Origin of the sequence: Archangium sp. (assembly GCF_036388035.1) — a bacterium.
Taxonomy (GTDB): domain Bacteria; phylum Myxococcota; class Myxococcia; order Myxococcales; family Myxococcaceae; genus Archangium.
In genome coordinates, this window is record NZ_DASVSO010000699.1 from 1 (window position 1) to 24,741 (window position 24,741).

19 protein-coding genes are annotated in these 24,741 nt (G+C 70.3%); 11 read left to right on the forward strand and 8 right to left on the reverse strand.

The window, feature by feature from the left end; translation table 11 throughout:
• On the reverse strand, positions 1–1,032 hold a 1,032-nt coding region (locus VF697_RS28775; protein ID WP_331099940.1), incomplete at its 3' end, for a UbiA family prenyltransferase.
• A gap of 200 nt (positions 1,033–1,232) precedes the next feature.
• Here VF697_RS28775 and VF697_RS28780 point away from each other — a divergent pair.
• The 3 genes from VF697_RS28780 to VF697_RS28790 all read left to right on the forward strand — a co-directional run bounded on the left by VF697_RS28780 (position 1,233) and on the right by VF697_RS28790 (position 7,713).
• Positions 1,233–3,788, forward strand: coding sequence for a DEAD/DEAH box helicase (locus VF697_RS28780; RefSeq protein ID WP_331099941.1), 2,556 nt, complete (start codon positions 1,233–1,235; stop codon positions 3,786–3,788).
• A gap of 76 nt (positions 3,789–3,864) precedes the next feature.
• Positions 3,865–6,534: a phosphoenolpyruvate carboxylase gene (locus tag VF697_RS28785; RefSeq protein ID WP_331099942.1), complete on the forward strand. Its 2,670-nt coding sequence runs from the start codon at positions 3,865–3,867 to the stop codon at positions 6,532–6,534.
• A gap of 45 nt (positions 6,535–6,579) precedes the next feature.
• The gene (locus tag VF697_RS28790) at positions 6,580–7,713 is read left to right on the forward strand and encodes an acyl-CoA dehydrogenase family protein (RefSeq protein ID WP_331099943.1); all 1,134 of its coding nucleotides are present in this window, start codon (positions 6,580–6,582) and stop codon (positions 7,711–7,713) included.
• Between the two features lie 6 nt (positions 7,714–7,719).
• On the opposite strand, the gene VF697_RS28795 is transcribed toward VF697_RS28790, so the two are convergent.
• Together VF697_RS28795 and VF697_RS28800 are read right to left on the reverse strand one after the other, a co-directional pair.
• On the reverse strand, positions 7,720–7,986 hold the full coding sequence (locus VF697_RS28795; RefSeq protein WP_331099944.1) for an acyl carrier protein: 267 nt from the start codon (positions 7,984–7,986) through the stop codon (positions 7,720–7,722).
• Positions 7,987–8,001: 15 nt separating this feature from the next.
• The gene (locus tag VF697_RS28800) at positions 8,002–8,538 is read right to left on the reverse strand and encodes a hypothetical protein (RefSeq protein WP_331099945.1); all 537 of its coding nucleotides are present in this window, start codon (positions 8,536–8,538) and stop codon (positions 8,002–8,004) included.
• 70 nt (positions 8,539–8,608) lie between these two features.
• Between VF697_RS28800 and VF697_RS28805 the strand changes: the two genes are divergently transcribed.
• The gene (locus tag VF697_RS28805) at positions 8,609–9,460 is read left to right on the forward strand and encodes a hypothetical protein (protein WP_331099946.1); all 852 of its coding nucleotides are present in this window, start codon (positions 8,609–8,611) and stop codon (positions 9,458–9,460) included.
• Positions 9,461–9,480: 20 nt separating this feature from the next.
• Here VF697_RS28805 and VF697_RS28810 read toward each other — a convergent pair whose 3' ends face one another.
• Positions 9,481–10,389 (reverse strand): hypothetical protein, encoded by a 909-nt coding sequence (locus tag VF697_RS28810; protein ID WP_331099947.1) that lies wholly within the window; start codon positions 10,387–10,389, stop codon positions 9,481–9,483.
• 185 nt (positions 10,390–10,574) lie between these two features.
• Between VF697_RS28810 and VF697_RS28815 the strand changes: the two genes are divergently transcribed.
• Positions 10,575–10,937, forward strand: a complete 363-nt coding sequence (locus tag VF697_RS28815) for a TIGR02266 family protein (protein WP_331099948.1) — start codon at positions 10,575–10,577, stop codon at positions 10,935–10,937.
• A 50-nt stretch (positions 10,938–10,987) separates the two neighbouring features.
• Here the strand turns inward: VF697_RS28815 and VF697_RS28820 are convergent, their stop codons facing one another.
• The 3 genes from VF697_RS28820 to VF697_RS28830 form a co-directional block, all read right to left on the reverse strand.
• Positions 10,988–11,476 carry a GNAT family N-acetyltransferase gene (locus VF697_RS28820; RefSeq protein ID WP_331099949.1) on the reverse strand — a complete coding sequence of 163 codons (489 nt, stop codon included), beginning with the start codon at positions 11,474–11,476 and terminating at the stop codon, positions 10,988–10,990.
• A 107-nt stretch (positions 11,477–11,583) separates the two neighbouring features.
• Complete coding sequence (locus VF697_RS28825; protein WP_331099950.1) at positions 11,584–12,642, reverse strand: alpha-ketoacid dehydrogenase subunit beta; 1,059 nt, start codon at positions 12,640–12,642, stop codon at positions 11,584–11,586.
• A gap of 3 nt (positions 12,643–12,645) precedes the next feature.
• Entirely contained in the window at positions 12,646–13,653 is a 1,008-nt protein-coding gene (locus VF697_RS28830; RefSeq protein WP_414641351.1) for a thiamine pyrophosphate-dependent dehydrogenase E1 component subunit alpha, read from the reverse strand.
• Positions 13,654–13,900: 247 nt separating this feature from the next.
• Here VF697_RS28830 and VF697_RS28835 point away from each other — a divergent pair, with 247 nt between their 5' ends.
• A complete protein-coding gene (locus VF697_RS28835) occupies positions 13,901–15,466 on the forward strand; it encodes an amino acid adenylation domain-containing protein (protein ID WP_331099951.1) in 1,566 nt (521 codons plus the stop codon).
• A 28-nt stretch (positions 15,467–15,494) separates the two neighbouring features.
• On the opposite strand, the gene VF697_RS28840 is transcribed toward VF697_RS28835, so the two are convergent.
• Complete coding sequence (locus tag VF697_RS28840) at positions 15,495–16,079, reverse strand: NAD(P)H-dependent oxidoreductase (RefSeq protein WP_331099952.1); 585 nt, start codon at positions 16,077–16,079, stop codon at positions 15,495–15,497.
• Between the two features lie 140 nt (positions 16,080–16,219).
• Here VF697_RS28840 and VF697_RS28845 point away from each other — a divergent pair, with 140 nt between their 5' ends.
• The 5 genes from VF697_RS28845 to VF697_RS28865 form a co-directional block, all read left to right on the forward strand.
• Complete coding sequence (locus VF697_RS28845; protein WP_331099953.1) at positions 16,220–17,980, forward strand: PP2C family protein-serine/threonine phosphatase; 1,761 nt, start codon at positions 16,220–16,222, stop codon at positions 17,978–17,980.
• Between the two features lie 5 nt (positions 17,981–17,985).
• Positions 17,986–20,511 carry a tetratricopeptide repeat protein gene (locus tag VF697_RS28850; protein WP_331099954.1) on the forward strand — a complete coding sequence of 842 codons (2,526 nt, stop codon included), beginning with the start codon at positions 17,986–17,988 and terminating at the stop codon, positions 20,509–20,511.
• Complete coding sequence (locus tag VF697_RS28855) at positions 20,508–21,416, forward strand: PhnD/SsuA/transferrin family substrate-binding protein (protein ID WP_331099955.1); 909 nt, start codon at positions 20,508–20,510, stop codon at positions 21,414–21,416. The genes VF697_RS28850 and VF697_RS28855 overlap by 4 nt, the downstream gene beginning before the upstream one ends.
• A gap of 169 nt (positions 21,417–21,585) precedes the next feature.
• Entirely contained in the window at positions 21,586–23,907 is a 2,322-nt protein-coding gene (locus tag VF697_RS28860; RefSeq protein WP_331099956.1) for a TonB-dependent receptor plug domain-containing protein, read from the forward strand.
• Positions 23,908–23,917: 10 nt separating this feature from the next.
• A partial coding sequence (locus VF697_RS28865; RefSeq protein ID WP_331099957.1) for a hypothetical protein occupies positions 23,918–24,741 on the forward strand: 824 nt, incomplete at its 3' end.

Below are 24,741 nucleotides of genomic sequence, written 5' to 3' on the forward strand. Positions count from 1 at the left end.
GGCCAGCCGCAGCCGGCGCACCTCGCTCAGCCGCTTCACCAGCGCGAGCGAGAGGAAGAGGAACATGGAGAAGGTGAAGAGCCAGCTCGAGGTGGGCACGCCCACCGCCAGCGAGCCGCCGAAGATGCGCACCGTGTACAGGCCCGCCAGGAGCAGCACGTCCAGCATCACCACCTGCTTGAGGTGGAAGGAGTACGCCAGGGTGATGGCGTAGTAGGTGGCCAGCAGCGCCAGGAACTCGAGCGGCAGCAGCAGCGCCACCGCCACTCCGGAGCCCAGCAGCGCCGGCGCGAGCAACAGCCCCGCCCGCACCGAGAGGGCCCCCGAGGCGAAGGGCCGGCGACGCTTGGTGGGGTGCTTGCGGTCGGAGTCCAGGTCCAGCAGGTCATTCAGCACGTACACACTGGAGGCGCACAGGCTGAAGGAGATGAAGCCCAACAGGGCCTGGAGGAGCATCGGCAGGTGCTGGGCCTTGTGCGCGGCGAGCAGCGGAACGAAGACGAGCACGTTCTTGGCCCACTGGTGCACCCGCAGTGCCTTGAGGAGCGCGCGCGGACCCAACACGAGGGGGCCGCTGGGGCGGGCCTCCTCGCAACCCTCTCCCCCCACCTCGCGCAGCCGGGCCTCGCGGAGTGACCCGGAGAGTTCCTGCGTCCCGTTGCTGCCGTGCACCGCGTCGAAGAGGCCCAGGTGCGCGGCCACCGCCTCCGCCACCCGCTGATCGGCGACCGTGGCCAGCACCAGCCGCCGGCCGGCCGCCTTCTCCTCGCGCAGGCGCGCGACGAGCGCCTCGTCATAGGGCAGCCGCGCCACGTCGAGATCCACCCGCCGTGCCACCTCGGCGCGCAGGAAGGCGGGGCCCTTGAGCATCCACCCGAGGACCGCGAAGGCCAGCAGCGGGTGGTGCTTCAGCAGCCGCAGCAGCCCCTCGTGCAGCGTGTTCGTGCGCGCCAGGACGCCCTCCAACTCGACGGCGAGAGGGGAGGGGACCTGCGGCTGGGATTCGGAGACGGCGAGAGCGGAAGGAGACACGGAGTGAGGGCCGGTGGGGAGCGCGGGAGGCGGCGCAAAATAGCGCGACTCGCGCCATTCGTGGCAACGAGGCGCCTCGCTCGCTCGTCACCGCTGGAATGCCACTCGGGGAGCCAGCCGTTGCCCATGGATGGTCCCGGACGGAGCCGTGAACTTTTCCCGGCTGGCCGCCCGGTCTACAGCCTAGAGTCCACACCGTGATGGAAATGACCGATACCCGCGCGCCTCTCGCCGCACTGCTGCCGGACCGCTCGCAGGGCCCGCTGGACTCCGATGAGATCCTCAGCCGCTTCGTCGGCTGGGTGGAGTCCACCGGCCTGTCGCTCTACCCGGCGCAGGAGGAGGCCATCCTCGAGCTGCTGAGCGGCAAGCACCTGTTCCTCAAGACGCCGACGGGCTCGGGCAAGTCGCTGGTGGCCATGGCGCTGCACTTCAAGGCCATGGCGGAAGGTAAGGTGTCCTACTACACCTGCCCCATCAAGGCGCTCGTCAACGAGAAGTTCTTCGCGCTGTGCGAGGCCTTCGGTCCGGAGAAGGTGGGCCTGCTCACGGGAGACGCGGCCATCAACCGCGAGGCGCCCATCCTCTGCTGCACGGCGGAGATCCTCTCCAACCTGGCCCTGCGCGACGCCACGCTGCGCGCGGACTACGTGGTGATGGACGAGTTCCACTACTACGCGGACCGGGAGCGCGGCATCGCCTGGCAGCTGCCGCTCATCACCCTGCCGGGCACCACGTTCCTGATGATGTCGGCGACGCTCGGGGACACGCACCTCATCGAGGAGCGCCTGCAGGAGTTCACCGGCCGCGAGGTGGCCAGCGTGCGCAGCGCGCAGCGCCCGGTGCCGCTGGACTTCGAGTACCGCGAGACGCCGCTGCACGAGACCATCCAGGACCTCATCCACCTGGGAAAAGCGCCCATCTACCTGGTGAACTTCTCGCAGCGGGCCGCGGCCGAGCAGGCGCAGAACCTGATGAGCGTGGACTTCTCCACCAAGGAGGACAAGGAGGCCATCCGGCAGGCGTTGATGGAGGCGCCCTTCGACACGCCCTACGGCAAGGACTTCCAGCGCTTCCTGCGCCACGGCATCGGCATGCACCACGCGGGGCTGCTGCCCAAGTACCGGCTCCTGGTGGAGCGGTTGGCGCAGACGGGCCTGCTCAAGGTCATCAGCGGAACGGACACGCTGGGCGTGGGGGTGAACATCCCCATCCGCACGGTGCTCTTCACGCAGCTCTTCAAGTTCAACGGCGACAAGCTGGCCACGCTGAGCGTGCGCGACTTCCAGCAGATCGCCGGCCGAGCGGGCCGCAAGGGCTTCGACACGCAGGGCAGCGTGGTGGCGCAGGCCCCCGAGCACGTCATCGAGAACGTGAAGATCGCCCAGAAGGAGGCGAAGGGTGGCAAGCGCATGCCCCGCAAGCCGCCTCCGCAGAAGGGCTTCGTCAACTACGACAAGAACACCTTCGAGCGCTTGCAGACGGGGCTCCCCGAGCCGCTGGAGTCGCGCTTCGAGGTGACGCACGGCTTCCTCCTCAACCTGCTGCAGAGCGAGATGGTGGGCGGGGCCGAGGGCTACCAGCGGCTGGTGCGGCTCATCTTCCGCTCGCACGGCTCGGAGTACATCAAGCGCCGCAACCTGAAGGAGGCGGCGGCGTGCTTCCGCACCCTGCGCAACGCGGGCCTGGTGCTGGTGCAGAAGGGGGAGGGCGGCTCGGGCGCGACGGTGGCGGTGGCGCCGGGGCTGCAGCGGGACTTCTCGCTCAACCAGACGCTGTCGCTCTACCTGCTGGACACGCTCAACAAGCTGGACCACGAGGCGGAGACGTACGCGCTGGACGTGGTGACGCTGGTGGAGTCCATCTGCGAGAACCCGGAGGTGGTGCTCTACGCCCAGCTGCACGAGCTCAAGGGCCAGAAGATCAACGAGCTGAAGGCCCAGGGCATGGAGTACGACCAGCGGATGGAGGAGCTGGAGAAGCTCGAGTGGCCCAAGCCCAACCGGGATTTCATCTACACCACCTTCAACGCCTTCGCGGAGAAGCACCCGTGGGTGGGCGCGGAGAACATCCGGCCCAAGTCCATCGTCCGCGACATGTACGAGCGCTACCTGTCCTTCCATGACTACGTGCGCGAGTACGGCCTGCAGCGCAGCGAGGGCGTGCTGCTGCGCTACCTGGGAGACGTCTACAAGGCGCTCACCCAGACGGTGCCCGAGCGCTACCGCAACCAGGAAGTCACGGAGATCATCGAGTGGCTGCGGGCGATGATCCGCTACGACGACCAGAGCCTCCTGGAGGAGTGGGAGCGGATGAAGAACCCGGGCGAGGTCGTCATCCGGCGCGCCGAGGCTCCGGATCGCCGCCCGACGGATCTCACGGACGATCCGCGGGCCTTCGCCGCACACGTGCGCAACGAGCTGCACCGGCTGCTGCGGGCGCTCGCCTACAGGCGCTACCCGGACGCGCTGGCGCTGCTGCGGCTGGACGAGGGCGGGGAGCAGTGGACGGTGGCGAAGCTGGGGGAGGCGATGACGCCCTACTTCGAGGAGAACAAGAGCGTGGTGCTCACCCCGCAGGCGCGCCGGCCGGCCAACACCCTCCTCAAGGAGACGGGCCCGCGGCAGTGGGAGGCCCAGCAGCGGATCCTCGACCCCGAGGGCCATGGCGAGTGGATGCTCGACTGTGTCATCGACCTCACCGGTCGCAAGGTGGACGACGGTCCGTTGCTCACCTTGCGTCGGATTGGGACGTGACAACGTCTCCCGGCCGATGAAGTCCCGCCATTGAGGTGGATCGGGGCGCGGAAGTGGAACTAGCTTCACGCCCCGTATGCGTCCCACTCGTTTCGTCGATCCGCATCTGCGCAGGGATGTCCGGCTCCTGGGCCGACTGCTCGGGGAAGTCCTCATCGAGCAGGAGGGGCAGGCCCTCTTCGATCTGGAGGAGCGCGTCCGGCGTCTCTCCAAGGAGCGCCGGCGCGGCCCGAAGTCCGGTCGCCGGGCCGCCGCCTCGGAGCTGGCCGCGCTGCTCCGGGAGATGCCCCTGGGCCAGGCCGAGCCCGTGCTGCGCGCCTTCTCCACGTACTTCCGCCTCGTCAACCTCGCCGAGCAGCACCACCGCATCCGCCGCACCCGCGAGCACGCCATCGGCGGCCTCCAGGGCTCCCAGCGCGGCTCGCTGGACGCGGTGATGCAGTCGCTGCGGCAGGCCGGCATCCCCGCCTCGCGCGTGCGGGAGATGCTCATGTCCATGCGGGTGACGCTCACCCTCACCGCGCACCCGACCCAGGCCGCGCGCCGCACGGTGCTGGAGAAGACGTACCGCCTCGCGCGGCTGCTCGAGGAGCGCGACCGCTGCCACCTCACCCCGCGCGAGAAGGCCGACACGCGCGCCTCCATGCGCGAGGAGATCACCGCCCTCTGGCAGACGGACGAGCTGCGCCGCGAGCGGCCCACCGTGGGCGACGAGGTGAAGAACATCCTCTGGTACGTGGAGGAGGTGCTCGCCGAGCAGCTCGCGCTCATGCCGGAGACGCTCGACTGGGCCTTCGAGCGCGCCTTCGGTGAGCCGCTGGGAGTGCTCGCCACACCCGTGCGCCTGCACTCGTGGGTGGGCGGGGACATGGACGGCAACCCGCTGGTGACGCCGGACGTGCTGGCGGACACGCTGCGCGCCCACCGGGCCCGAGGTCTCCGGGCGTTGATGACCGAGGTGGCGAAGTTGGGCTGGGTGCTCACCCAGTCCGAGCCCCATTCCTTCATCTCGAAGGAGCTGAAGGCCTCGCTGGAGAAGGACGCCACGGAGCTGCCGGAGGTGATGGCGCGGTATGGCTCGCGCACCGTGGGCGAGCCCTGGCGCCGCAAGCTGCGCTTCATCGAGGCCCGGCTCCAGGCCGCCCTGGTGTACGTGGAGGGCCGCCGCGCCGGCCGCACCGAGCCCCTCGCGCCCACCGCCTACCGCTCGCCCGCGGACTTCCTGGCGGAGCTGAGCATCCTCGAGCGCTCGCTCATCGAGGCCAAGGCGAGGCAAGCCGGGTTGCGAAAGGTGCGCCGCCTCATGGCCCGGGTGAATGCCATGGGCTTCCACCTGGCGGAGCTGGAGGTGCGCGCGCCCGCCGACGACGCGCGCAGCGCCGCCGCGTCGCTGGAGGGCGGGCCCGCGCCGACGGAGGGCGGAGCGCGGCTGCTGGCCGTGCTGCAGCGGATGCGCGAGGCCCAGTCCGAGTCCGGCGAGGGGAGCTGCCGCACGCTCATCCTCTCCATGGCCTCCAGCGCCGAGGACGTGCTCGCGGCCTTCACCTGCGCGCGCCGCTCCGGCCTGTGGGACGAGGCGCGCGGGTGCGCCACCGTGGACGTGGTGCCCCTGTTCGAGCAGCTCGGCGCGCTCGATGACGGCCCCCGCATCCTGCGCGAGCTGTTCGCCCACCCCGAGTACCGCCAGCACCTCCAGGCCCGGGGCGTCCAGGAGGTGATGGTGGGCTACAGCGACTCGGGCAAGGAGGTGGGGCTGCTCGCCGCGAGCGCCGGGCTCTACCGCGCCCAGTCCGCCCTCACCCAGCTGGCCCACGAGGCCGGGGTGCGCCTGCGCCTCTTCCACGGTCGCGGTGAGACGGTGGCCCGAGGCGGGGGTCCCGCGCACGAGGCCATCCTCGCGCTCCCGCCCGGCAGCGTCGCCGGCACGTACAAGGCCACCGAGCAGGGCGAGGCGCTGGACCACAAGTACGCCCGGCCCGAGCTGGCCCGGCGCACGTTGGAGCTGGTGCTCAGCGGGGTGTTGCTGCACTCGCTCGATGCGCAGCCGCGCGTGGCGGCCGAGGCGGAGGCCCCGTTCCGCGCCGCCTTCGACGAGCTGGCGGAGCTGGGTCGCCGTGCCTACCGCTCGCTCGTCTGGGAGGACCCTCAGTTCGTCCCGTTCTTCCAGACGGCCACGCCCATCGAGCAGATCTCCGCGCTGCCCATCGGCTCCCGCCCCAGCAAGCGGGCCTCGGGAGGACTGGAGTCCCTGCGCGCCATTCCGTGGGTGTTCGCCTGGACGCAGAACCGCGCCATCGTCCCGGGCTGGTTCGGCGTGGGCACCGCGCTGGAGGAGTACGGCTCCCGGCCCGAGGGCCTCGAGCAGCTCAAGCGCATGTACCGCCAGTGGCCCTTCTTCCACACCGTCATCGACAATGTGTCCATGGTGCTGGCGAAGGCGGACATGGCGATTGCCTCGCGCTACGCGGCGCTGGCGCCCGACTCCACGCGCCCGCTGTGGGAGCGCATCCGCGCCGAGTACTCGCGCACCCGCCGCTGGGTGAAGCGCGTGACGGGCGAGCCGCGCCTCCTGGAGGGCAACCTGCAACTCCGGCAGAGCATCGCCCTGCGCAACCCCTACGTGGACCCCATGTCCTTCCTCCAAGTGGAGCTGATGCGGCGCAAGAGGGCGGGGGCGGACAACTGCGATCGGCCGCTGCTGCTGACCCTGGCCGGCATCGCCGCGGGCATGCGCAACACCGGGTGAGACCCGGGCGTGCTCCATGCCCTATACTTCCGGGCACGGAGCCACATGGACTTTTCGTGGAAGCAGGAGGAGGAGGAGCTCTACCAGCGCGCCCTGGCATTCGCCGGGAAGCAGCCCGCGAGCTCCCGCCCGGAGCAGCCTTTCCCCCTGGAGCGCTGGCGCTCGTGGGGGGAGTTCGGCTTCCTGGGCCTGTCGATTCCAGAGGCGTACGGCGGCATGGGGCTCGGGGCGTTGATGACGGCCCGGCTCGCCGAGGCGTTCGGGCGTGGCTGCGAGGACACTGGCCTGGTGTTCTCCGCCATGGCGCACCTGCTCGCGTGCGTCATGCCCATCGTCGAGCACGGCAGTGAGGCCCAGAAGCAGCGCCTGCTGCCGAAGCTGGCCTCTGGCGAGATGATTGGCGCCAACGCCATCACCGAGGCGGACTCGGGCTCGGACGTCTACGCGTTGAAGTCGCGGGCCGTGCGGGACGGCGACTTCTACGTGCTCAACGGCGTGAAGAGCTACGTCACCAACGCGCCCGTCGCGGACCTCTTCCTGGTGTACGCGCAGACCAACCCCAGCGACGGCTACCTGGGCCTGAGCGCCTTCCTGGTGGAGAAGGGGACGCCGGGGGTGACGGTGGGCCAGCCCTTCGACACCCTGGGGCTGAAGACCTCGCCCATCGCGTCCGTGTACTTCGACGACTGCCGGGTGCCGCTCTCGGCGCGGCTCGGGGTGGAGGGGCAGGGCGCCCCCATCTTCAACGGCTCGATGCAGTGGGAGCGCTCGTGCCTCTTCGCCGCCTACGTGGGGCTGAGTGAGCGGCTGCTGGAGCGCAGCGTCCAGTTCGCCCGGCAGCGCCGGCAGTTCAACAAGCCCATCGGGAAGAACCAGGCCGTCTCCCACCGGGTGGCCGACATGAAGCTGCGGCTCGAGTCGGCGCGGCTCCTCGTCTACCGCGCCTGCTGGCGCCTCGAGCGGGGCGAGGACGCCTCGGTGGAGATCGCCCTCGCCAAGCTCGCCGCGAGCGAGGGCGCCGTCCAGTCCGGGCTCGATGCCATCCAGATCCACGGGGGCATGGGCATCATCCAGGAGACGGGGATCGAAGCCGCCCTGCGCGACTCCATCCCCAGCACCCTCTTCTCGGGCACCTCCGAGATGCAGCGCGAGCTCATCGCGCGCAAGCTCGGCCTGTAACGGGGCTCAGGAGGTCGAGCCGCTCGACCTCTCACTCAGCAGTTGGGTGAGGGCCTGGAGGTTCTGGAAGTTGCGTGGGACGAGATCGCCCGGCGGAATCCGGATGCCGAACCGGGTCTCCACGAACTGGATGAGCTGCATCATCGAGAAGGAGTTGATGATGCCCCACTCGAGCAGGGGCGTCGTCGCATCGAGCCCCGAGTCCTGGCCGTCCAGGAACTCGCGGATGATGAAGGCTCGCAGCTCGGTGGTGAGGGTTTGCGTGTCGGGCATGAAGGAAGTCCGCGCTCAGGGAGTGGAGGGAGGGACGCGGAAGTCGGTGCCGAACATCTTGGCCACGTTGCCCCAGCCGCCTTCCATGACGGACTTCACGCGCCACTTGCCATCATCGCGCCGGATGACGAGGTGGGCGGCCTTGAAGGCCACCTGCTCGTTGCCCACCATGACGGTGTTGCTCTCCATGTTGAGGGCGAGGTTGCTGGTGAGGAAGACGTAGCGGCGCTCGTGGTGCACGGGGCTGCGAGGCACCAGCCGCATGATGTTGTGCTGGACCTCGAGCAGCTTGCTCTCGTCGCCGTACCACGTCACCGCCTGCACGTCGGCGGAGTCGGTGACCATCCACACCGGGAAGTCGATGGTGTCGCGCAGCATCTCCCAGTCCCGGGCCTTGTGCGCGTCGTCACGCCGCCGGTACATGGCCTCGATGCCTTCCACGTCCTCGACGATGGGGTCTCCCACCGTGACACCATTGCGTCGCATGTCGGCGACGGTGGTGGGGTTCTCGACGACGGGGGCGCTCTGGGGCTTCGTGTTCCCGGATGACATCGGACTCCTCGGCTTGTAATGAATTGGGAGCTTAGAAGTCCGCGAAGTTGACGGTCAAGGAAGGCACGGCATGGAGATTCGAGAGCTCGGGCGCGCGGATGCGAAGGCCTTGGGTGAGGTCGTCTTCAAGGCCTTCCAGGCCCTGGCGGTGAAGCAGTCGGAGCCCAGCGCCTTCCCCTCTCCGGAGAGCGCGCTCCTGTGGGCCTCCGTGTGGTTCCAGCGCAAGGGCTGTCGTGCGGTGGGCGCCTTCCACGGCCCGCGGCTCATCTGCGGAATGGCCATGGATGCGCGGCTGCCGGTGGTCGGCATGGGGCCCATCGTCATGGACCCGGACGTGGCGGAGCCCTTCGCCGTCTTCTCCGTCTACCGGCGGATCCTGGAGCTGTACCGCGAGTCAAAGCCCGTGGGCGCGCGCGGCACGGTGGTGCAGTCCAACCCGAGCGCGATGATGCTGCACCGGATGATGGGCATGGTGGATCGGGAGCCCTTCACCATCTTCCGGGGGCAGGTGAAGGACAGCCCTCCGGCGGGCCTCCGGGTCCGGCCCATGACGTCGGCGGACCTCGCCGCCTGCAACAGCCTGGGCGAGCGCTGCTACGGCTTCTCCCGTGAGCCCGATGTCCGCGAGGCCACCCTGTTCCGCGCCGGCCTCGTCGTGGAGCAGGAGGGGCAACTCGTCGGCTACACCACGGGCCTCGGGGCGCGCGGCCACTCGGTGGCGCTCGGCAACGACGGGCTGAAGGCGCTCATCCTCGCCTCGCCCGCCTCGCCGGACACCCTGCTGCACGTCCCCGATGCCAACGCCGAGCTCGGCGCCTGGTGCCGAGCCCAGGGGCTCCAGGTGGCGCAGCGGTCGAAGGTGACCAGCCTCGACGCCTACCAGGAGCCCTCGGGGCCCTACCTGCCGTCGCTCTACTTCTGAGGCGGTTTCGCGCGCCCCGCTCAGGGCACGCAGGCCCCCACGCCCGCGAAGTCCCGCAGCGGCTCGCAGCGTCCGGACGCGCAGGCCGGCTCCCCCGAGGGGGTGCGGCACAGCCGGTGGCACTTCAGACCCGAGCCGTCATTCACGCACGCGCTGCCCGGCCGGCAGTCATTCGAGTACGTGCAGGCGGAGCCATCCTCCGCCGCTCCCGCCGTCACGCACACCGGGCCGCTCGTCGGCGAGGGGTAGCACCCCAGCGTGCTCGCGCAGCCCTGCGCCAGCAGATCGCACTTGGGCCCCGGCTCCGCGCACACCCGCGGCAATTCGTCCGAGCCCGTGAAGCGCAGCACCTCGATGCAGTCGCTCGGCGCCGTGCACTGCTCGCTCGAGTGGCAGAACTTCTTGCACACGAAGGTCGTGCCCCCGTCCGACGCCGGCTGATCCACGCAGGACAGCCCCGCCCTGCACGTGTCGTGGACGTCGCCCGCCGGTGTCGTGGTGCCGTTGCAGGCCCCGCCCGCGTCCACTGTCCCATCCTGGACGCAGCGGCGGCTCCGCGTTGTCCCCTGGAGGACATAGGTGCACTTGTTCCCCGCCGGACAGTCCTGCTTCACCGGATCGCACTCGCCGGGGAAGCAGAGGTTGCCCTGCCCACCGTCCTCCTGCACGCCGCGCAGGCAGAGCGCGCCCGCGTCACAGCCCGTTTGACGCGCCACGTCGCAGCCCGAGGCCGTCTCCCCCGCGTCGTCTCCACCCCCGCCGCCCCCGTCCCGCCCCGGCGTGCTCCCATCCGGCGTCGTGTCCGTCCCGCCATCGGCTCCGGGCTCGCTCCCCGAGTCCCCGGGGCCATTTTCACTGCCGTTGCGGCAGGCACCCAGCACGCCACCGATGAGGAGGACACTGATCAAAAGAAGAACGTTCGCCCGCATTCCACTCCCCGTCTGGAGTTACGAACGGGACTAATAAGACGTCCGTGTAGAAACGGGCCCCCCTTGAACAAGGCATGGGGGACAGCGGACACTTGATGGGACAATCAAGGTGTCGCGAGGTCGTCGGCCTGACGCGTCACCTTCGTGCTTCCCACCCAGCAGTGAGCCCGAGGAAACGAGTGCGCATGACCATCAAGACGGCCGAAGCCGCGGAGACGCCGGAAATGGCGCTCGCCAATAGGAGGGCCCATGAGCGGGTGTCCGCCACGTTCGATGTTCGCTTCCTGGACACCCAGGACGCGGCACGCGCGATGCGCGCCTACTCGCTCAACCTGTCGGCGGGAGGCCTGTGCCTGCGCACGCGCCGCTCCTACGACGTGGGCGCGCGCGTGCGCCTGCAGATGACCGTGAGCGGAGAGGACTTCGATCTCGAGGGCCTCATCTCCTGGGTCCGGGATGATGCCGAGGCGATCGGCGTGCGCTTCGTCGACGTCAGCGATGCCGACCAGGCGCGCCTGCAGCGCGTGGTGGCCAGCTTCAAGCGCTGAAGAGCCGCAAGCAACCCCGGGGCTCTCGTGGCCCCGGGGTGGTGCGGCGGCTAGCGGTGCTGACCTTCCAGCTTCTCGTAGCGCATCACCAGGTTGTCCACCCGGACGAAGCCGCGGGCCTCGAAGAAGGAGGCCAGCTCCTCCAGGGCGTAGGCGCTCACCTCCAGCCGCTTCACGCTCAGGGCCCGCTCGCCGCAACGGTCGAGCACCTGCTCCATGAGCGCCTTGCCCACGCCGCGGCGGCGCCAGCTCTCCGTCACCACCAGCTCGTCCACGGTCGCGATGCGCCCGCGCAGCCGCAGCTGCGGCCGGTGCGACAGCGACACCATGCCCACGGGGCGATCCTGGGGGTCGGCCGCGACGAAGATTTCGATCTCCGGGTGGCTGATCACCCAGTGGACCGTCTGGGCATCCGAGCCGTGGGCATAGCCCATCTCGCGCAGGAGCGTGGCGAGGCTCTCGGCGTCACCGCGGCGAGCGCGGCGAATGCGGAAGGGAGGTGCGTCCGGGGCGGGAGTTCTGGATGGCGTCGATTGCACGGCTGCTCCACAGTCTACAGGGGGCCGCCCACGACGAAAAGGGACAGGGCGGCTCCGGACACGAATCCGGGCCGCCCCGTGCCTGAGGACTTCTCGCGGAGGGAGCGCTACGGCTGCTCGGACGCCAGGCTGCGGATGGCCGAGGTGATGTCGCCCTGCTGGGGGACGGAGGCCATCTCCAGGGGGTCCGCCAGGCCGATGCCGGGCACGAACTTGCCGGCCAGCAGCCGAGGAGGCGCCACCAGCTTGTAGAAGAGCTCCTCCACCGTGCGGCGCACCAGGTGCTCCCCGAAGTTGGTCACCTCGGTGTCCTCGTTGACGTACAGCACGCGGCCGGTCTTCTCGACGGAGCCCTTGATGAGCTCCCAGTCGTAGGGCCACAGGGTGCGCATGTCGATGACCTCGGCGTCCACGCCCTCGCTGGCGAGGTCATCCGCGGCCTTCTTGCACAAGGGCAGCGTGCGGCCGTAGCTCACCACCGTGAGCTGCGAGCCCGAGCGCACCACCTTGCCCTTGCCGATGGGCACCGCGTAGGCCTCGAGCTCCTGCGGCCACTGCGGCTTCCACTGCGAGCGGTCACCCAGCGGCGCGTCGATCATCTTCGACAGCAGCTTGTCGTTGTCCGGCTCGCCCGGAATCCGCTCCTCGCCCTTGACGCGCAAGAGCGCCTTGGGCTCGAGGTACATGACGGGGTTGATCTCCTGGACGGCGGAGATCATCAGGCCGTACGCATCCAGCGGGTTGGAGGGGATGACGATCTTCCAGCCGGGGATGTGGGTGGCCGTCGCGTCGAAGGAGTGCGAGTGGTAGATGGAGCCGCGGATGCCGCTGCCCACCGGCGTCTTCACCACCATGGGCAGGTTCCAGTCCCCGTTGGTGGCCCAGCAGGTGTTGCCGGCGATCTTCAGCAGATCGATGGTGTTGTAGATGTAGTCGGCGAACTGGATCTCCGCGACGGGCTTCGCGCCGGCCATGGCCAGACCGATGGCCATGCCGATGATGCCGCGCTCGTCCAGGGGCGAGTTCCACGCCGTCTTGAGGCCCTGCGTGGCGGTGAAGACGCCGCCCAGGGGGGCGCCCACGTCCTCGCCGAAGATGTCGGTCACGCCGAGGTGCTCCTCGGCGTAGTGGAGGGCCATGCGAACGGCCTGTGCCATGTTGGCCATGGGTTACTTCCTCTCCGCGTAGATGTTGTTCCAGATGGTCTCGGGGCCCGGCAGCGGCTCCTGGATGACCTGGCGGGCCATGGCGGCCATGTCCTCGGTGTAGCGGTTGCGCAGCTCGTCCATCTCCTTGCGCGAGAGGATGCCGTGCTTCTCCAGCCGGGCCTCGAACTGCGTCAGGCAGTCCTGCTCGTTGCCCACGAAGTTGGCGCCGGACGCGGAGGAGTGCCCGTAGAGGCGCGACACCTCGGCCTCCAGCAGGAACGGCTTGCGCTCCTTGCGCACGTACTCCATCGCCTCCTGCAGCTCCTGGTAGGCGTTGATGGGGTCGTTGCCGTCGATCGTCTTCGTGCGGATGTTGAAGGCCTTGCCGCGATCCGCCACGTGGGTCTCGCCGTGCTGCGTCTCCGCCGGCGTGGAGATGCCCCACTTGTTGTTGGTGACGATGATGAGGATGGGCAGCTCGCTGCCCTTGCGCGAGCTCCACACGAGGCACGAGGCGAAATCGCCCTCGGCCGTGCCCGCGTCACCGCCGGTGACGATGGTGATGGCGTCGCCGCCGTGGCGCTTCTGCGCCAGCGCCGTGCCCGGGGCCATCGCGTACTGCACCTCGATGGGGGAGGACACCGGCGCCACGTTCCAGGCGCGCTTGGAGAAGTGGCCCGCGAAGTTGCGGCCGCCGGAGTAGGGGTCCGAGGCCGTGCTCTTCATCTGCCGCATCGCCCCGATGGGCTCCTCGCCCAGGGCCAGCATCGTGGCCGACTGGCGGTAGTGCGCGTGCAGGTAGTCGTAGGCCGGGCCCTGGCCCTTCTTCATGAGCAGGCCGAGCGGGACGTTGAAGGCCTCCTCGCCGGGGCCGCCGATCCAGAAGTAGCCGTGGCCCTGCTTGTACATCTGGATGAGGCGCTCTTCGAGGACGCGCGCCTTCACCATCAGGTCGTGCATCCGGACCAGCAGCTCCCGATCGAGCGGGAGCGAGTCTTCTTCGCGGTTGAGGAGGCGGGGTTTTGGCACGCGCGTCTCTCTAGGGTTGGAAAGGGAGGATGAGCGGGGCTCCTCATACCCCAAAGGTGCCCCGTAAGCTCAAGCCCCCGTGCTGGAGCCGCCCCCCCGGCTTTGCCGCGCTGCGGCGTGCGCAACCCCCTGTTCGAGGCCGACTCCCCGCACCGCGCTGGCGGCGTGGGCGCGTGGGCCTGCTGGACGTGAGTAGGGCGGTTGATGACTGGTTGTCAGGAAACAGCGATCTTGGAAGAATCCGCGCGTGCCTGTTCCCGAGGAAGTCGCGTCATCGACGCTGGAGAGCCTGGTCATCCACAGTGCGCGCCGGGCCCCCGAGGCCGTGGCGGTGCGGGGGCCGGACGAGTCGCTCACCTATGGCCAGCTCGATGAGCGGGCGAACCGGTGGGGCAGGGCGTTGGCCGGACTCGGTGTGCGGCGAGGGGATCGGGTCGGCATCTGGCTGGACAAGTCCGCGGCCGCCGTCGTGGCCATGCAGGCGGTGCTGCGGCTGGGCGCCGCCTACGTACCGCTGGATCCGCTCAACCCTCCGGCGCGCGTGGCCACCATCGTGGGCGACTGCCAGATGGCCGTGGTGATCACCAGCGCCGCGCGAGCCGGGTCGCTGAAGGAGCGGATGGGGGACGCGGTCCTCTTCCTCCTCGTGGACGGCCCCGGCGCGCTGGCGGCCTCGGCCAGGCCGCTGCCGCCCAGCGGGTCCAGGCCCGACGACCTGGCCTACATCCTCTACACCTCGGGCTCCACCGGCGTGCCCAAGGGCGTGTGCATCAGCCACACCAACGCGCTGGCCTTCATCCGGTGGGCGGCCGAGGTGCTCCAGGTGGTGCCCGAGGATCGCTTGGGCAACCACGCGCCCTTCCACTTCGATCTCTCGGTGCTGGACCTGTACGTCGCCTTCCTGGGCGGGGCCTCGGTGAGCATCATCCCGGATGGGTTGGCGTATGCGCCCCGCCTGCTGGTGGAGTTCGCCCTGCGCGAGCGCCTCACCGTCTGGTACTCGGTGCCCTCGGCGCTCATCCTGATGATGGAGCAGGGGAAGTTCCTCGAGGAGCCGTCGCTGTCCCTGCGCACCATCTTCTTCGCCGGCGAGCCCTTCCCGCTCAAGCACCTGCGCACGCTGCGCGCGGGTCTGCCAGGGGTACGCCTCCTCAACCTCTACGGCCCCACCGAGACCAACGTCTGCACCTTCTATGAGGTGACGCACATCCCGGAGGACCGCGTGGATCCGGTCCCCATCGGCATCGCCTCGTGCGGAGACCGGGTGTGGCTGGCCCCCGCGGCGGAGGCCTCCGGGGAGGACGCACCGCCGGGCGCGCAGTCGGGGGAGGTGGGCGAGTTGATGGTGGAGGGCCCCACGGTGATGCTCGGCTACTGGGGGAAGGAGCCGCAGGGCGCTCGCCCGTACGCCACGGGGGACATCTGCCGGCGGCTGCCGGACGGCAACTACGAGTACCTCGGGCGGCGGGACCAGATGGTGAAGGTCCGGGGCCGGCGTATCGAGCTGGGGGAGATCGAGGCCGCGCTGTTGGCGCACCCGCTGCTCAAGGAGGTGGCGGTCGTGGTCTCCGGCAGCGGCATGGCGGCGCAGCTCGTGGCCTACGTGGTGGCCACCGAGTCGCGGCCCCCCTCGCTGCTGGAGCTCAAGCGCCACTGTGCCGAGCGGCTCCCGCGCTACATGATCGTGGACCAGGTCCACGCGCTCCCCGTCCTGCCGCGCACCCGCAACGGGAAGATCGATCGGCGCGCCCTCCAGGCCCAGGCCGAGGCCCCTCGCGCCGAGGCCGCGCCGAAGCAGGAGCGCTCCGGGTGAGCTGAACCCCCTTGCGAGGGGCTTCGGCTCAGCCCTTGGCGCCCTGGGGTGCGGCGCCCGCCGGTGGCGGCGTGCGCTTGGGGCGCATGGCACGGCAGCGCAGCACCAGCTCCGCGCCCAACTGGGTGAGCCGCGTCTCCACCTCGGAGTCCGTGGGCCGCCCCTCGGCGGTGAAGGCCGTGTCCGCCTGCGGCACCACCACCTGACGGGGAATCACCCAGGTGCTCGTCTCGCGCAGCACCGCGCGCAGGTGCTCCAGCGCCTGTCCCTGTCCCGTCCGCCCGCCTCCCACGGCGATGAGCGCCACCACCTTGTCCGTCAGCTCCTTGTAGAGATGGTCCAGGGAGTTCTTCAGCACCCCGCTGTAGCTGTCGTGGTACACGGGCGTGGCGATCAGCAGCCCGTCGCACTCACGCACTGCGTCACGAAATTGCACCACCGCCGGGTCCGTGTGGGTGACTCCGTCCTCGAAGAAGGGCAGGCGCGGCTCGGCGAGATCCACCACGCGCACCTCACCGCCCAGCTTCCTCGCTCCCTCGATGGCCACCTGCAAGGCCATGCGGGTGGTGGACTGGCGGCGAAGGCTCCCGGCCAGTGCGACGAGCTTGTGCATGGGGCGCCTATACCAGAAGTAGGGCCGCCCCCGCACATCCAGGCGGATCCAGGCACCCTCTAGGTTTCTTCCCGAGTTGCGCTAAAGTGGACTTCCCCCTTTTTATCCGTAGCGCGGTCCCAGCCGCTCCGGGTGAGCCCTTGTCGAAATCCAATCTGTCGCCCAGACCCGCCCCGCCCGAGCCTGAAGCGGATGGATCCTCCGCGCCGCTCGGGGCGGGCGAATTCACCGCCACGCACACGAAGGTCGCCGGCTACACCGCCACCTCCCTGTCCCCACTGCATCCGGAGGCGACTGGCACCATCGTCGCGCCCCTGGAGGCCGGTGAGCTGCCCGACGTGGCCGCCGTCCGCGGGCTCCGGTTGGATCAGATCCTCCTGCTCACCACGGGCACGCTGCTGGTGCTGGTGGTGGGGCTGCTGGCCTTCGTGGCCACCATGTCCAGCAAGGCCCAGTTCGAGGACACCTCCGAGCGCTTCAAGCTGCGCATCCAGGATCAGGCGCGCGAGCTCGGTCAGACGCTCAGCCACACCCTGGCCCTCACCTCGGCCACGTCGCTGCGCGACAACAACTACGCCTTCCTCGGCGAGGTGGCGCGCTCCATCATCTCCGACAACCCCAACATCCTCCGCGTGCAGATGTACGACGCCGAGGGGCTGCTGGTGGCGGACTCGAAGGAGGACGCGAAGCTGGGGGAGTCCACCGAGCGCAAGCCGGAGCGGCGCTGGGTGAGCGCGCTGTACGGCGGCAAGCCCATCATCGAGTACCAGGAGCCCATCGACTACGGCGCCCAGATTGGCAAGGGCGTGGTCGTCATCAGCTACTCGCTGGACGCGCTGCAGACGATGCTGCACGAGCTGGAGGGCACGCGCACCGAGGCGCTGCGCCGCAACACCCTCACCATGGCCGGGCTGGGCGTGGGCTTCGTGCTGCTGTCCGCCATCCTGGTGGCCATCCAGAGCCGGCGCATCACCCGGCCCCTGGGCGTGCTCACCGGCAAGGTGATGCAGCTGGCCGCCGGTGACCTGGACGCGCGCGCCGAGCCAGCCCGCGGCGCCGGGCGCGAGGTGCTCACGCTCGGCGTGGTGTTCAACCACATGGCCGAGCGCATCCGCGTGCTGCTGGATGACGTGCGCGCCAAGGCGCAGCTCGAGCGCGACGTGTCGCTCGCGCGCACCGTGCAGGAGACGCTGCTGCCGGCCCGCGAGGGCTTCCAGGTGGGGCCCCTGCGCATCGCCGGGCTCGTGGTCACCGCGGACGCCTGCGGCGGTGACTGGTGGACGCGCTCCGCCCTGGACGAGCGGCGCGTGGTGGTGGGCATCGGCGACGTCACCGGCCACGGTCTGGCCACCGCGCTCGTGGCCACCAGCGCCACCAGCGGCTTCGCCGCCGCCATGACCATGCGCCAGCCGGAGGAGCTCACGGCGCAGGTCCTCATCTCCTCGCTCAACCACACCCTGGCCCACATCGGCCGGGGCGAGCACCAGATGTCCAGTGCCCTCGCCGTCCTGGACGTGCAGACGGGCGTCATCGACTACGCGAGCGGCGGCCACCCCAGCCCCATCGTCTACAACCGCGGCACGCGCCAGGTGGCCTCGCTGCCCGCGCGCGGCGCGCTGCTCGGCGCCTCGGTCAACTCGCAGTACACCTCGCGCCAGGCGCAGCTCCGGCCGGGCGACATCATCGTCTGGTACACGGACGGCCTCACCGAGTCGCGTGACGCCGCCGACAAGCAGTACGGCACCCAACGCCTGGCCGCCGCCATCCAGGCCCACTCCCACCTCTCCGCCGAAGCCCTGCGCGACGCCATCCTGGCCGATGCGCGGGCCTTCAGTGCTGGCCAGCCCGCGCACGATGACATCACCGTCGTCGTCGCCGAGTTCGCTCCCGCCTCCCCATGAGCCTCATGAGACGTCCTCATCGTCCCCTGGTGCGTCGCCTCACGGCGACGCTGGTCCTCATCCACTCGCTGGCGGGCACGACCTCGTTCGCCCAGTACCGCCCACCTCCCATGACCGAGTCCCAGCGGCTCGTGCGTGAGGGTGAGACGGCTCAGGTGGACGCGAGCTCCGCGGCCACCTCCGGCGACAAGAAGCGCGCCGAGGCCAAGTACCGCAAGGCCCTGGAGCTGTTCGGCAAGGCGCTCGCCGCGGAGCCCGGCTCCGTCGAGGCCGCCGCCGGCTTCGGCGCCGTGGGTTCCGCGCTGCAAGAGCACGCCCTCGTGGTGGAGAAGGTCGGCCCGGTGTACGCCGCCCACCCGGACTCGCTCGACGTGGCCTACCCGCTGGGCATCTCGCTCTTCAAGCTGCGCCGCTATGACGAGGCGGTGCCGCTGATGCAGCAGGTCTCCGCCGCCAACAAGCCCGAGCACCTGCTCGTCCACTACTACCTGGGCAGCTACTACGTCCTGGGCTCCGCGAGCGGCGACGACGCCGTGGCCGAGCTGCAGACGTACCTGGCCCAGCGCCCGGAGAAGATCGCCGGCAACGACTATCAGATCCACGAGCTGCTCGGCCGCGCCCACCTCATCCGGGGTGACGCGGCGGCGGCGCGGATCTCCTTCGAGCGGGCCCAGGCGGGCCGCGCGGAGTCCGTCTCCATCCAGATGGGCCTGGCCCTGGTGCTGGAGATGGAGGAGCGGGTGGGCGAGGCGATGGCCCTGCTCGAGGGCCTCACCCTGCGCTTCCCCAAGGTGCCCGAGCCGAAGGATCGCCTGGGTCGGCTGTTGCTGGCCTCCTCGGACCTGCCGCGCGCCGAGCAGCAGGCGCTCGCCCAGGTGAAGCTGGGCAGCACGCCCACCGCGCACATGCTGCTGGGTGACGTGCGCATCGCCCAGGGCCGTCCCGCCGACGCCGAGGCCGAGTTCCGCAAGGTGCTGGAGCTGGTCCCGGGCGACGTGGCCGCGCAGATGGCCGTGGGCCTCGCGCTCCAGAAGCAGAACCGCAACGAGGAGGCCATCTCCTTCCTCGACGCCGCCGTGCAGTCCGGCGCCGACAGCCTGGAGCTGTGGGCCGCGCTCGGCTCGGCCAACCGGCGCGCCGGCCGCTACCAGCGCGCCGTCGAGGTGCACCGCCGCGTGGTGGAGATGGCGCCCAAGCTGGCCTACGGCCACCTGCTGCTCGGCGCGGATCACTTCGTCACCGGCCAGTGGGATCAGGCCATCGACGACTACAACCACGCGCTCAAGGCCGAGCCCGGGCACGCCGAGGCCAGCAAGTGGCTGGCCCGCGCCCTGGCCCACCGCGCGAGGGATCGCGCCGGGGCGAACCGGGTGGATGACGCCGTGCGCGACCTGCGCCGCGCCTTCGACCTGGAGCGCGACGCGGCCATGGCCCGCCGGCTGGGCGCGGCCCTGCTGGAGCAGGGTGCCCACGCCGAGGCCCGCATGGTGCTGGAGCAGGGCGTGAAGTTCCCGGACGTCACCTGGCGCGAGCACCTGCTGCTCGGCTACGCGCGGCTGGGCTCGGGCAATGCGCAGGAGGCGCTCGCCGCCTTCTCGCAGGCCGGGCAGCTGGCCCCGGACGTGGCCTCGCTGTCGGACGTGGCGGCGGGCTCCGCGCTGGCGGAGATGGAGCTGGGCCGCACGGACGAGGCGCTCAAGCGCCTGGCCGAGCCGGGCAACTCCAAGCGCGCCATCCAGGTGACGAAGGCCAACCTCTCGCGCGCCCACCTGCGCCGGGCCTTCACCCGCCTGGAGTCCGGTGACGCCGCGGGCGCCCGCCAGGACGTGGAGGCCTCCGAGCGCGCCGGCATCGCCTCGCAGGCCGAGCTGGGCCGTCTGGCGCAGCTCGCCAAGGCGCTCGTGCAGGTCGAGGACGGGCGCTTCGCGGAGGCCAGCGCGGGCTTCAAGCGCGCGCTCACCCCGGCCCCCTCGTGGAGCCGGCCCAACACCCGCCAGCTCGCCGACGCCTACGTCCTCTACCGCCGCGACATGCTGCCCCAGGCTCGCAAGGCGCTGGTGACCGCCGCCAAGCGCGCCATCCCCGAGCAGTCGCAGTGGCAGAACGCCCTCATCAGCGCCCTCCACCGCCGCGAGGCCGAGCGCGCGTACAACTCCGGCAACATGCGGGCGGCGGAGAAGGCCCTCAAGGCCGCGCTGGCCCTCGCGCCCGAGAGCCCCGCCCTGCAGCACAACCTCGCCTGCGTGGCCTACCGCGGCGGCAAGTCCGCCGACGCCGTGGCCACCTGGAAGCGGCTGGAGGGCGCCGTCCCCCAGGCCACGCTCAACCTCGGCATCGACGCCCAGGAGCGCCGCCGCAACGTGGGCGAGGCCGTGGACGCCTACCGCCGCTACGTCGCCACCGGTGGCCCGCGCACCGCCGTCGTGCGCGAGTGGAAGGATCGGCTGCAGATGCTCTACGGCCTGTCCGACCCCGCCCCCACTTCCAACCCCGAGCCTTCCAGCGCCACCGCTTCGGACACCACGCCATGAACTTCCTTCGCTCGCTCATCCTGGGTCTCGCGCTCGTCGGCGCGGGGGCGCCCCTCGCCGAGGCGGCCGCCAAGAAGGCCACCCTGGGCGTCTTCCTGCCCACCACCCTCACCGATGGCCAGCAGCGCTTCCAGTACGCCGAGGCGCTCGCCGCCAGGCTGTCCGCCGCGACGGGCCGGCCCACCGCGCCCAAGAGCTTCGCCCGCTACGAGGACTTCTCGAAGGCCATCTCCGAGGGCGGCATCGACTTCGCCGTCGTGGACTCGTGGGCGGCCGTGCAGCTCGGCAACAAGGCCACCCCGGTGGCGCTCGCGCCGCTGTCCGGTGAGACGAGCCAGCGCTGGGCCATCGTCTCCACCTCGAAGAGCTCGGTGAAGGACCTGGCCGGCACGCGACTCGCCATCGTCAAGGGCGCGGGCGCGGCGGATCCCAAGTTCGTCACCAACGTGGTGCTGGCCGGCGACCTGGACGCCAAGAAGCACTTCAAGCTCACCTCCGTGCCCAACGTGGAGTCCGCCCTCAAGATGCTGGAGGCCAAGGGCGCCGAGGCGGCCCTGGTGCCCCTGGCGCACGTGCCGCAGGGCGTCAAGGTGCTCTTCCGCAGCAGCAAGGTGCCCGGCGCCGTCCTGGTGGGCATGCGAGGGGACGAGGACGACCTGAAGGAGAACCTGAAGAAGCTCGACGCCGTGGCACCCTTCGGGGCATTCGTCGCCGTGCAGGGCAAGGAGCTGGACGACTTCGGCAAGCTGCTCCAGCGCGGCCCGCCCCGCCGGCAGCCCCTGCTGGTGGAGGCCGGTTCACTCAAGGTGGAGACGAAGGCCTTCCTCGAGCCCCAGGCCCTTCAGCCCGTTCTTCCTTCCTTCGCCGACGCCCTGGATGTGTCGGCGGAACAGCCGGATGACTGATGGGGTGGGGGGACGACTCCTGCTTCATGAAGAGATAAAGTAGCTACAATTCAACAACCTGGGCGTGAGGGAACGTCCGCCATCCTGGCGGCGGAGGCGTGATCCGGTGGGCGACCACCGGACGCGGACTCGAGCGGCTCCTACCCAATTCGTGGGATGTCAGAGAACGATGCACTCGACTCGAATCGGTTGGCTGCGGAACAAGGCCTTCATGGGGCTGATGTGCGGCCTCGTCGCCGGAAGCGCGACCGCGCAGACGAAGTCCACCCCCTCGTCCTCCTCGGGAGCCGCCGTCAAGGGGGCCTCGAGCGAGGACAAGCTCGCCACGGCGGAGCCGATGGCGGATGCCCCGCGCGCGTCCAGGACGCAGAAGCCGAAGATGCCGCTGCCGGCACGCGGCTCGGCGACGGCTGACGCGGCTCCGGCCAGCAACGTGCCGCAGCGCGCGCCCTTCGCGGGCCCGGCCAGCACGCGCGCCCTGCCTCCGCCCTCCAGCCTCGCCGGCCTGGACATCCCGGATCCGGTCGCCGCCCAGGAGGGTGGTGCCTCCCTGGAGGAGTCCGTCCAGCAGCTGCTGAGCGAGGCGGTGATCACCACCGCGTCCAAGCGCAACCAGCGCATCGTGGACGTCCCGATGACGGTGTCCTGGATTCCCGCCGAGGAGCTGGAGGGCACCGGCCAGTTCACCCTGTGCGAGGCCATCCAGTACTTCCCCGGCATGGAGTGCCGTCGCGGCTCCATGCGCAAGGCCGCGGTGAGCGCGCGCGGCCTGGGCTCCAACTACCTCTCCAACCGGCTGCTGCTCCTCAAGGACGGCCGGCCGCTGACGGACCCCTGGACGGGTCAGTTCTACGCGGACGAGACCACGCCGCTGAGCAACCTCAAGCAGGTGGAAGTCATCCGCGGCCCGGGCTCCTCGCTCTACGGCTCCAACGCCTTCAGCGGCGTCATCAACATCATCGAGCGCCAGCCCTCGGACCTCATCAAGGAAGGCCGTGACGTGGGCGTGGATGCGCGCCTGCTGGCCGGCCAGGACCAGACGTGGCGGGCGCAGGCCACCGCGGCCGGTCGCGGCGGCCCCGTGGAGGCGCTCGTCAGCTACTACGGCTTCGGCTCCAACGGCCCGCAGCTCTTCAACGACGTGAAGTCGGGCCGCGTCGACAATAACGAGGACTCGCTGGTGCACCAGGTGAGCGGCAAGGTGCGCGTCAAGAGCCTCGCCCTGGATGCCGACTTCACCAGCGGCGAGATTGGCCGCCCGGGTGGTCAGCAGATCTCCACCGTGGGCAACTGCGGCCGCTGCCACTACACGCCCAACGACGTGGAGCGCGTGCAGAACTTCAACGCCAGCGCGCAGGTGGACCAGCAGGTGACGGACAACCTGCGGCTGTTCGCCCAGGGCTACACCTTCTTCAAGCGCCGCACGGTGGACCTGGAGAACATGGTCACCGGCGAGCTGCAGCCGGCCCTCGGCAAGCGCCGCCGGATGGGCGCCGAGGCCCGCGCGCTGCTCTCCCTCGGGGACCTGTCCGTCACCTTCGGCGGTGACTTCAAGAACGACCTGGTCAACAACCAGAACATCCTGCCCGGCCTGACCATGGACGACACCACCCAGAACATCCTGGGTGGCTTCGTGGACGCGGAGTACCGGCCCTTCAGCAAGCTGGTGCTCGGCGCCGGTGCCCGCTACGACCGGTACATGATTCCGGAGAAGGTCTGGCACATGCGCTCGGACCAGGTCTCCCCGCGCGCCAGCGTGGTGTTCCACGCGCTGCCCGCCCTCACCCTGCGCGCCAACTACGGCCGCGCCTTCCGCGCGCCCACGCTGGCCGAGCTCGCCATCAACCAGCAGATGTACGCCTCCACGCTGCTCGGCAGCCCGAACCTGCGCGCCGAGACGCTGGACACGGTGGAGGCCTCGGTGGACTTCTGGCCCTTCGACCGCAAGGTCCGCATGACGGGCACGGGCTTCTACAACTACGCCCGCAACTTCATCAATCAGGAGCTGCTCTTCGGCTCCACGTCGCAGTTCAAGAACATCGGCGACGCGCAGGTGCGCGGCTTCGAGCTGGAGGCGGCGGCGCAGGTGGCCTCCATCAACTCCTCCTTCGACGTGGCCTACCAGTTCCTCGACGCGCGCAAGCTGGCCTTCGAGGGCAGCGTGGCGGGGCCGCTGGACTACGCGCCCAGCCACCGCATCTACGCGCGCGGCCGGACGAACTTCGGCAAGGTCGCCTTCGCCGAGCTGTACGGCGTGTACGTGGGCGAGCGCTTCGACCCGGGCTTCCAGGTCAACTCCGCCACCGGCGCGGCCGAGCGCGTGAAGCTGGCCGGCTACGTGACCGCCACCGCTCGCGTGGGCGCCAACATCACCGAGGGCCTGTCGGTGTCGCTGCTCGGCAGCAACCTCTTCAATGCGAAGTACGAGGAGTCCCACGGCTTCCCGGCCCCCCCGCTGAGCGTCTTCAGCGAGGTCAAGTACCAGTACTGAGTCGTCTCCCGTGAGAGTCGCCCGACACCCGGAGGCCGTCACTGGCCTCCACCTCATCGCAGATCCCTCCCTGGCTCCCGCCGTGCTGGAGCAGGCCGCGCCCACGCTCGTGCGCAGCGGTCTGTCCCTGGTGGCGGGGGCGGGAAGCGCGCGGGCCCCGGCTCGCGAGCTGATGCTCTTCGACGGTCGTCTGGGTCCGTCCCATGCCGCCCTGTTGGAGAAGGACCCTCCGGCCCTGTTGCTGGCCACACGTGAGGCGGGGGCCACCCCGTCCGCGTGGGAGATGCGGGTGTTGGCCTCGCTCCTGCGGGGCGATTCGCTGCTGCCCCCCGGGGCGGCGGTGGCCAAGCTGTGGCTCGAGCGGGTGGTGGATCTCAAGGCCGCCTCGTCCGAGGCGAGCGCGCTGGTGGAGTCCTCCAAGGGGGGCCGGAGCGCGGCGGGCCTCGCGGCGGACGTGATGCATGAGCTGGCGGCCAACGCGCTGCTGGACGCGCCAGCGGACGCCCAGGGCACGCCGTATTACGCCCACCGGCGCGACGCGGTGCAGGCCGTGGCCCCCGAGCACATCTGCCAAGTGGCCATGGCGGTGGGGGAGGGCGGCATCTACCTGGAGGCGGTGGATCTCTTCGGGCGGTTGACGCCGGGGCCCATCGCACGGGCGCTCGCCTCGCTGGGAGGGCGCGCGCAGGTGAACGCCTCCGGCGGCGGGGCGGGGCTGGGGATGCGCCGCATCCTGGAGCACTGCGATCTGATCGCCGTGCGCGTGGTGCCCGGCAAGGAGACCCGGATGTTGGGGGTGGTCGGGTTCGGGGAGGCACGGCGCCGCGCCGCGCT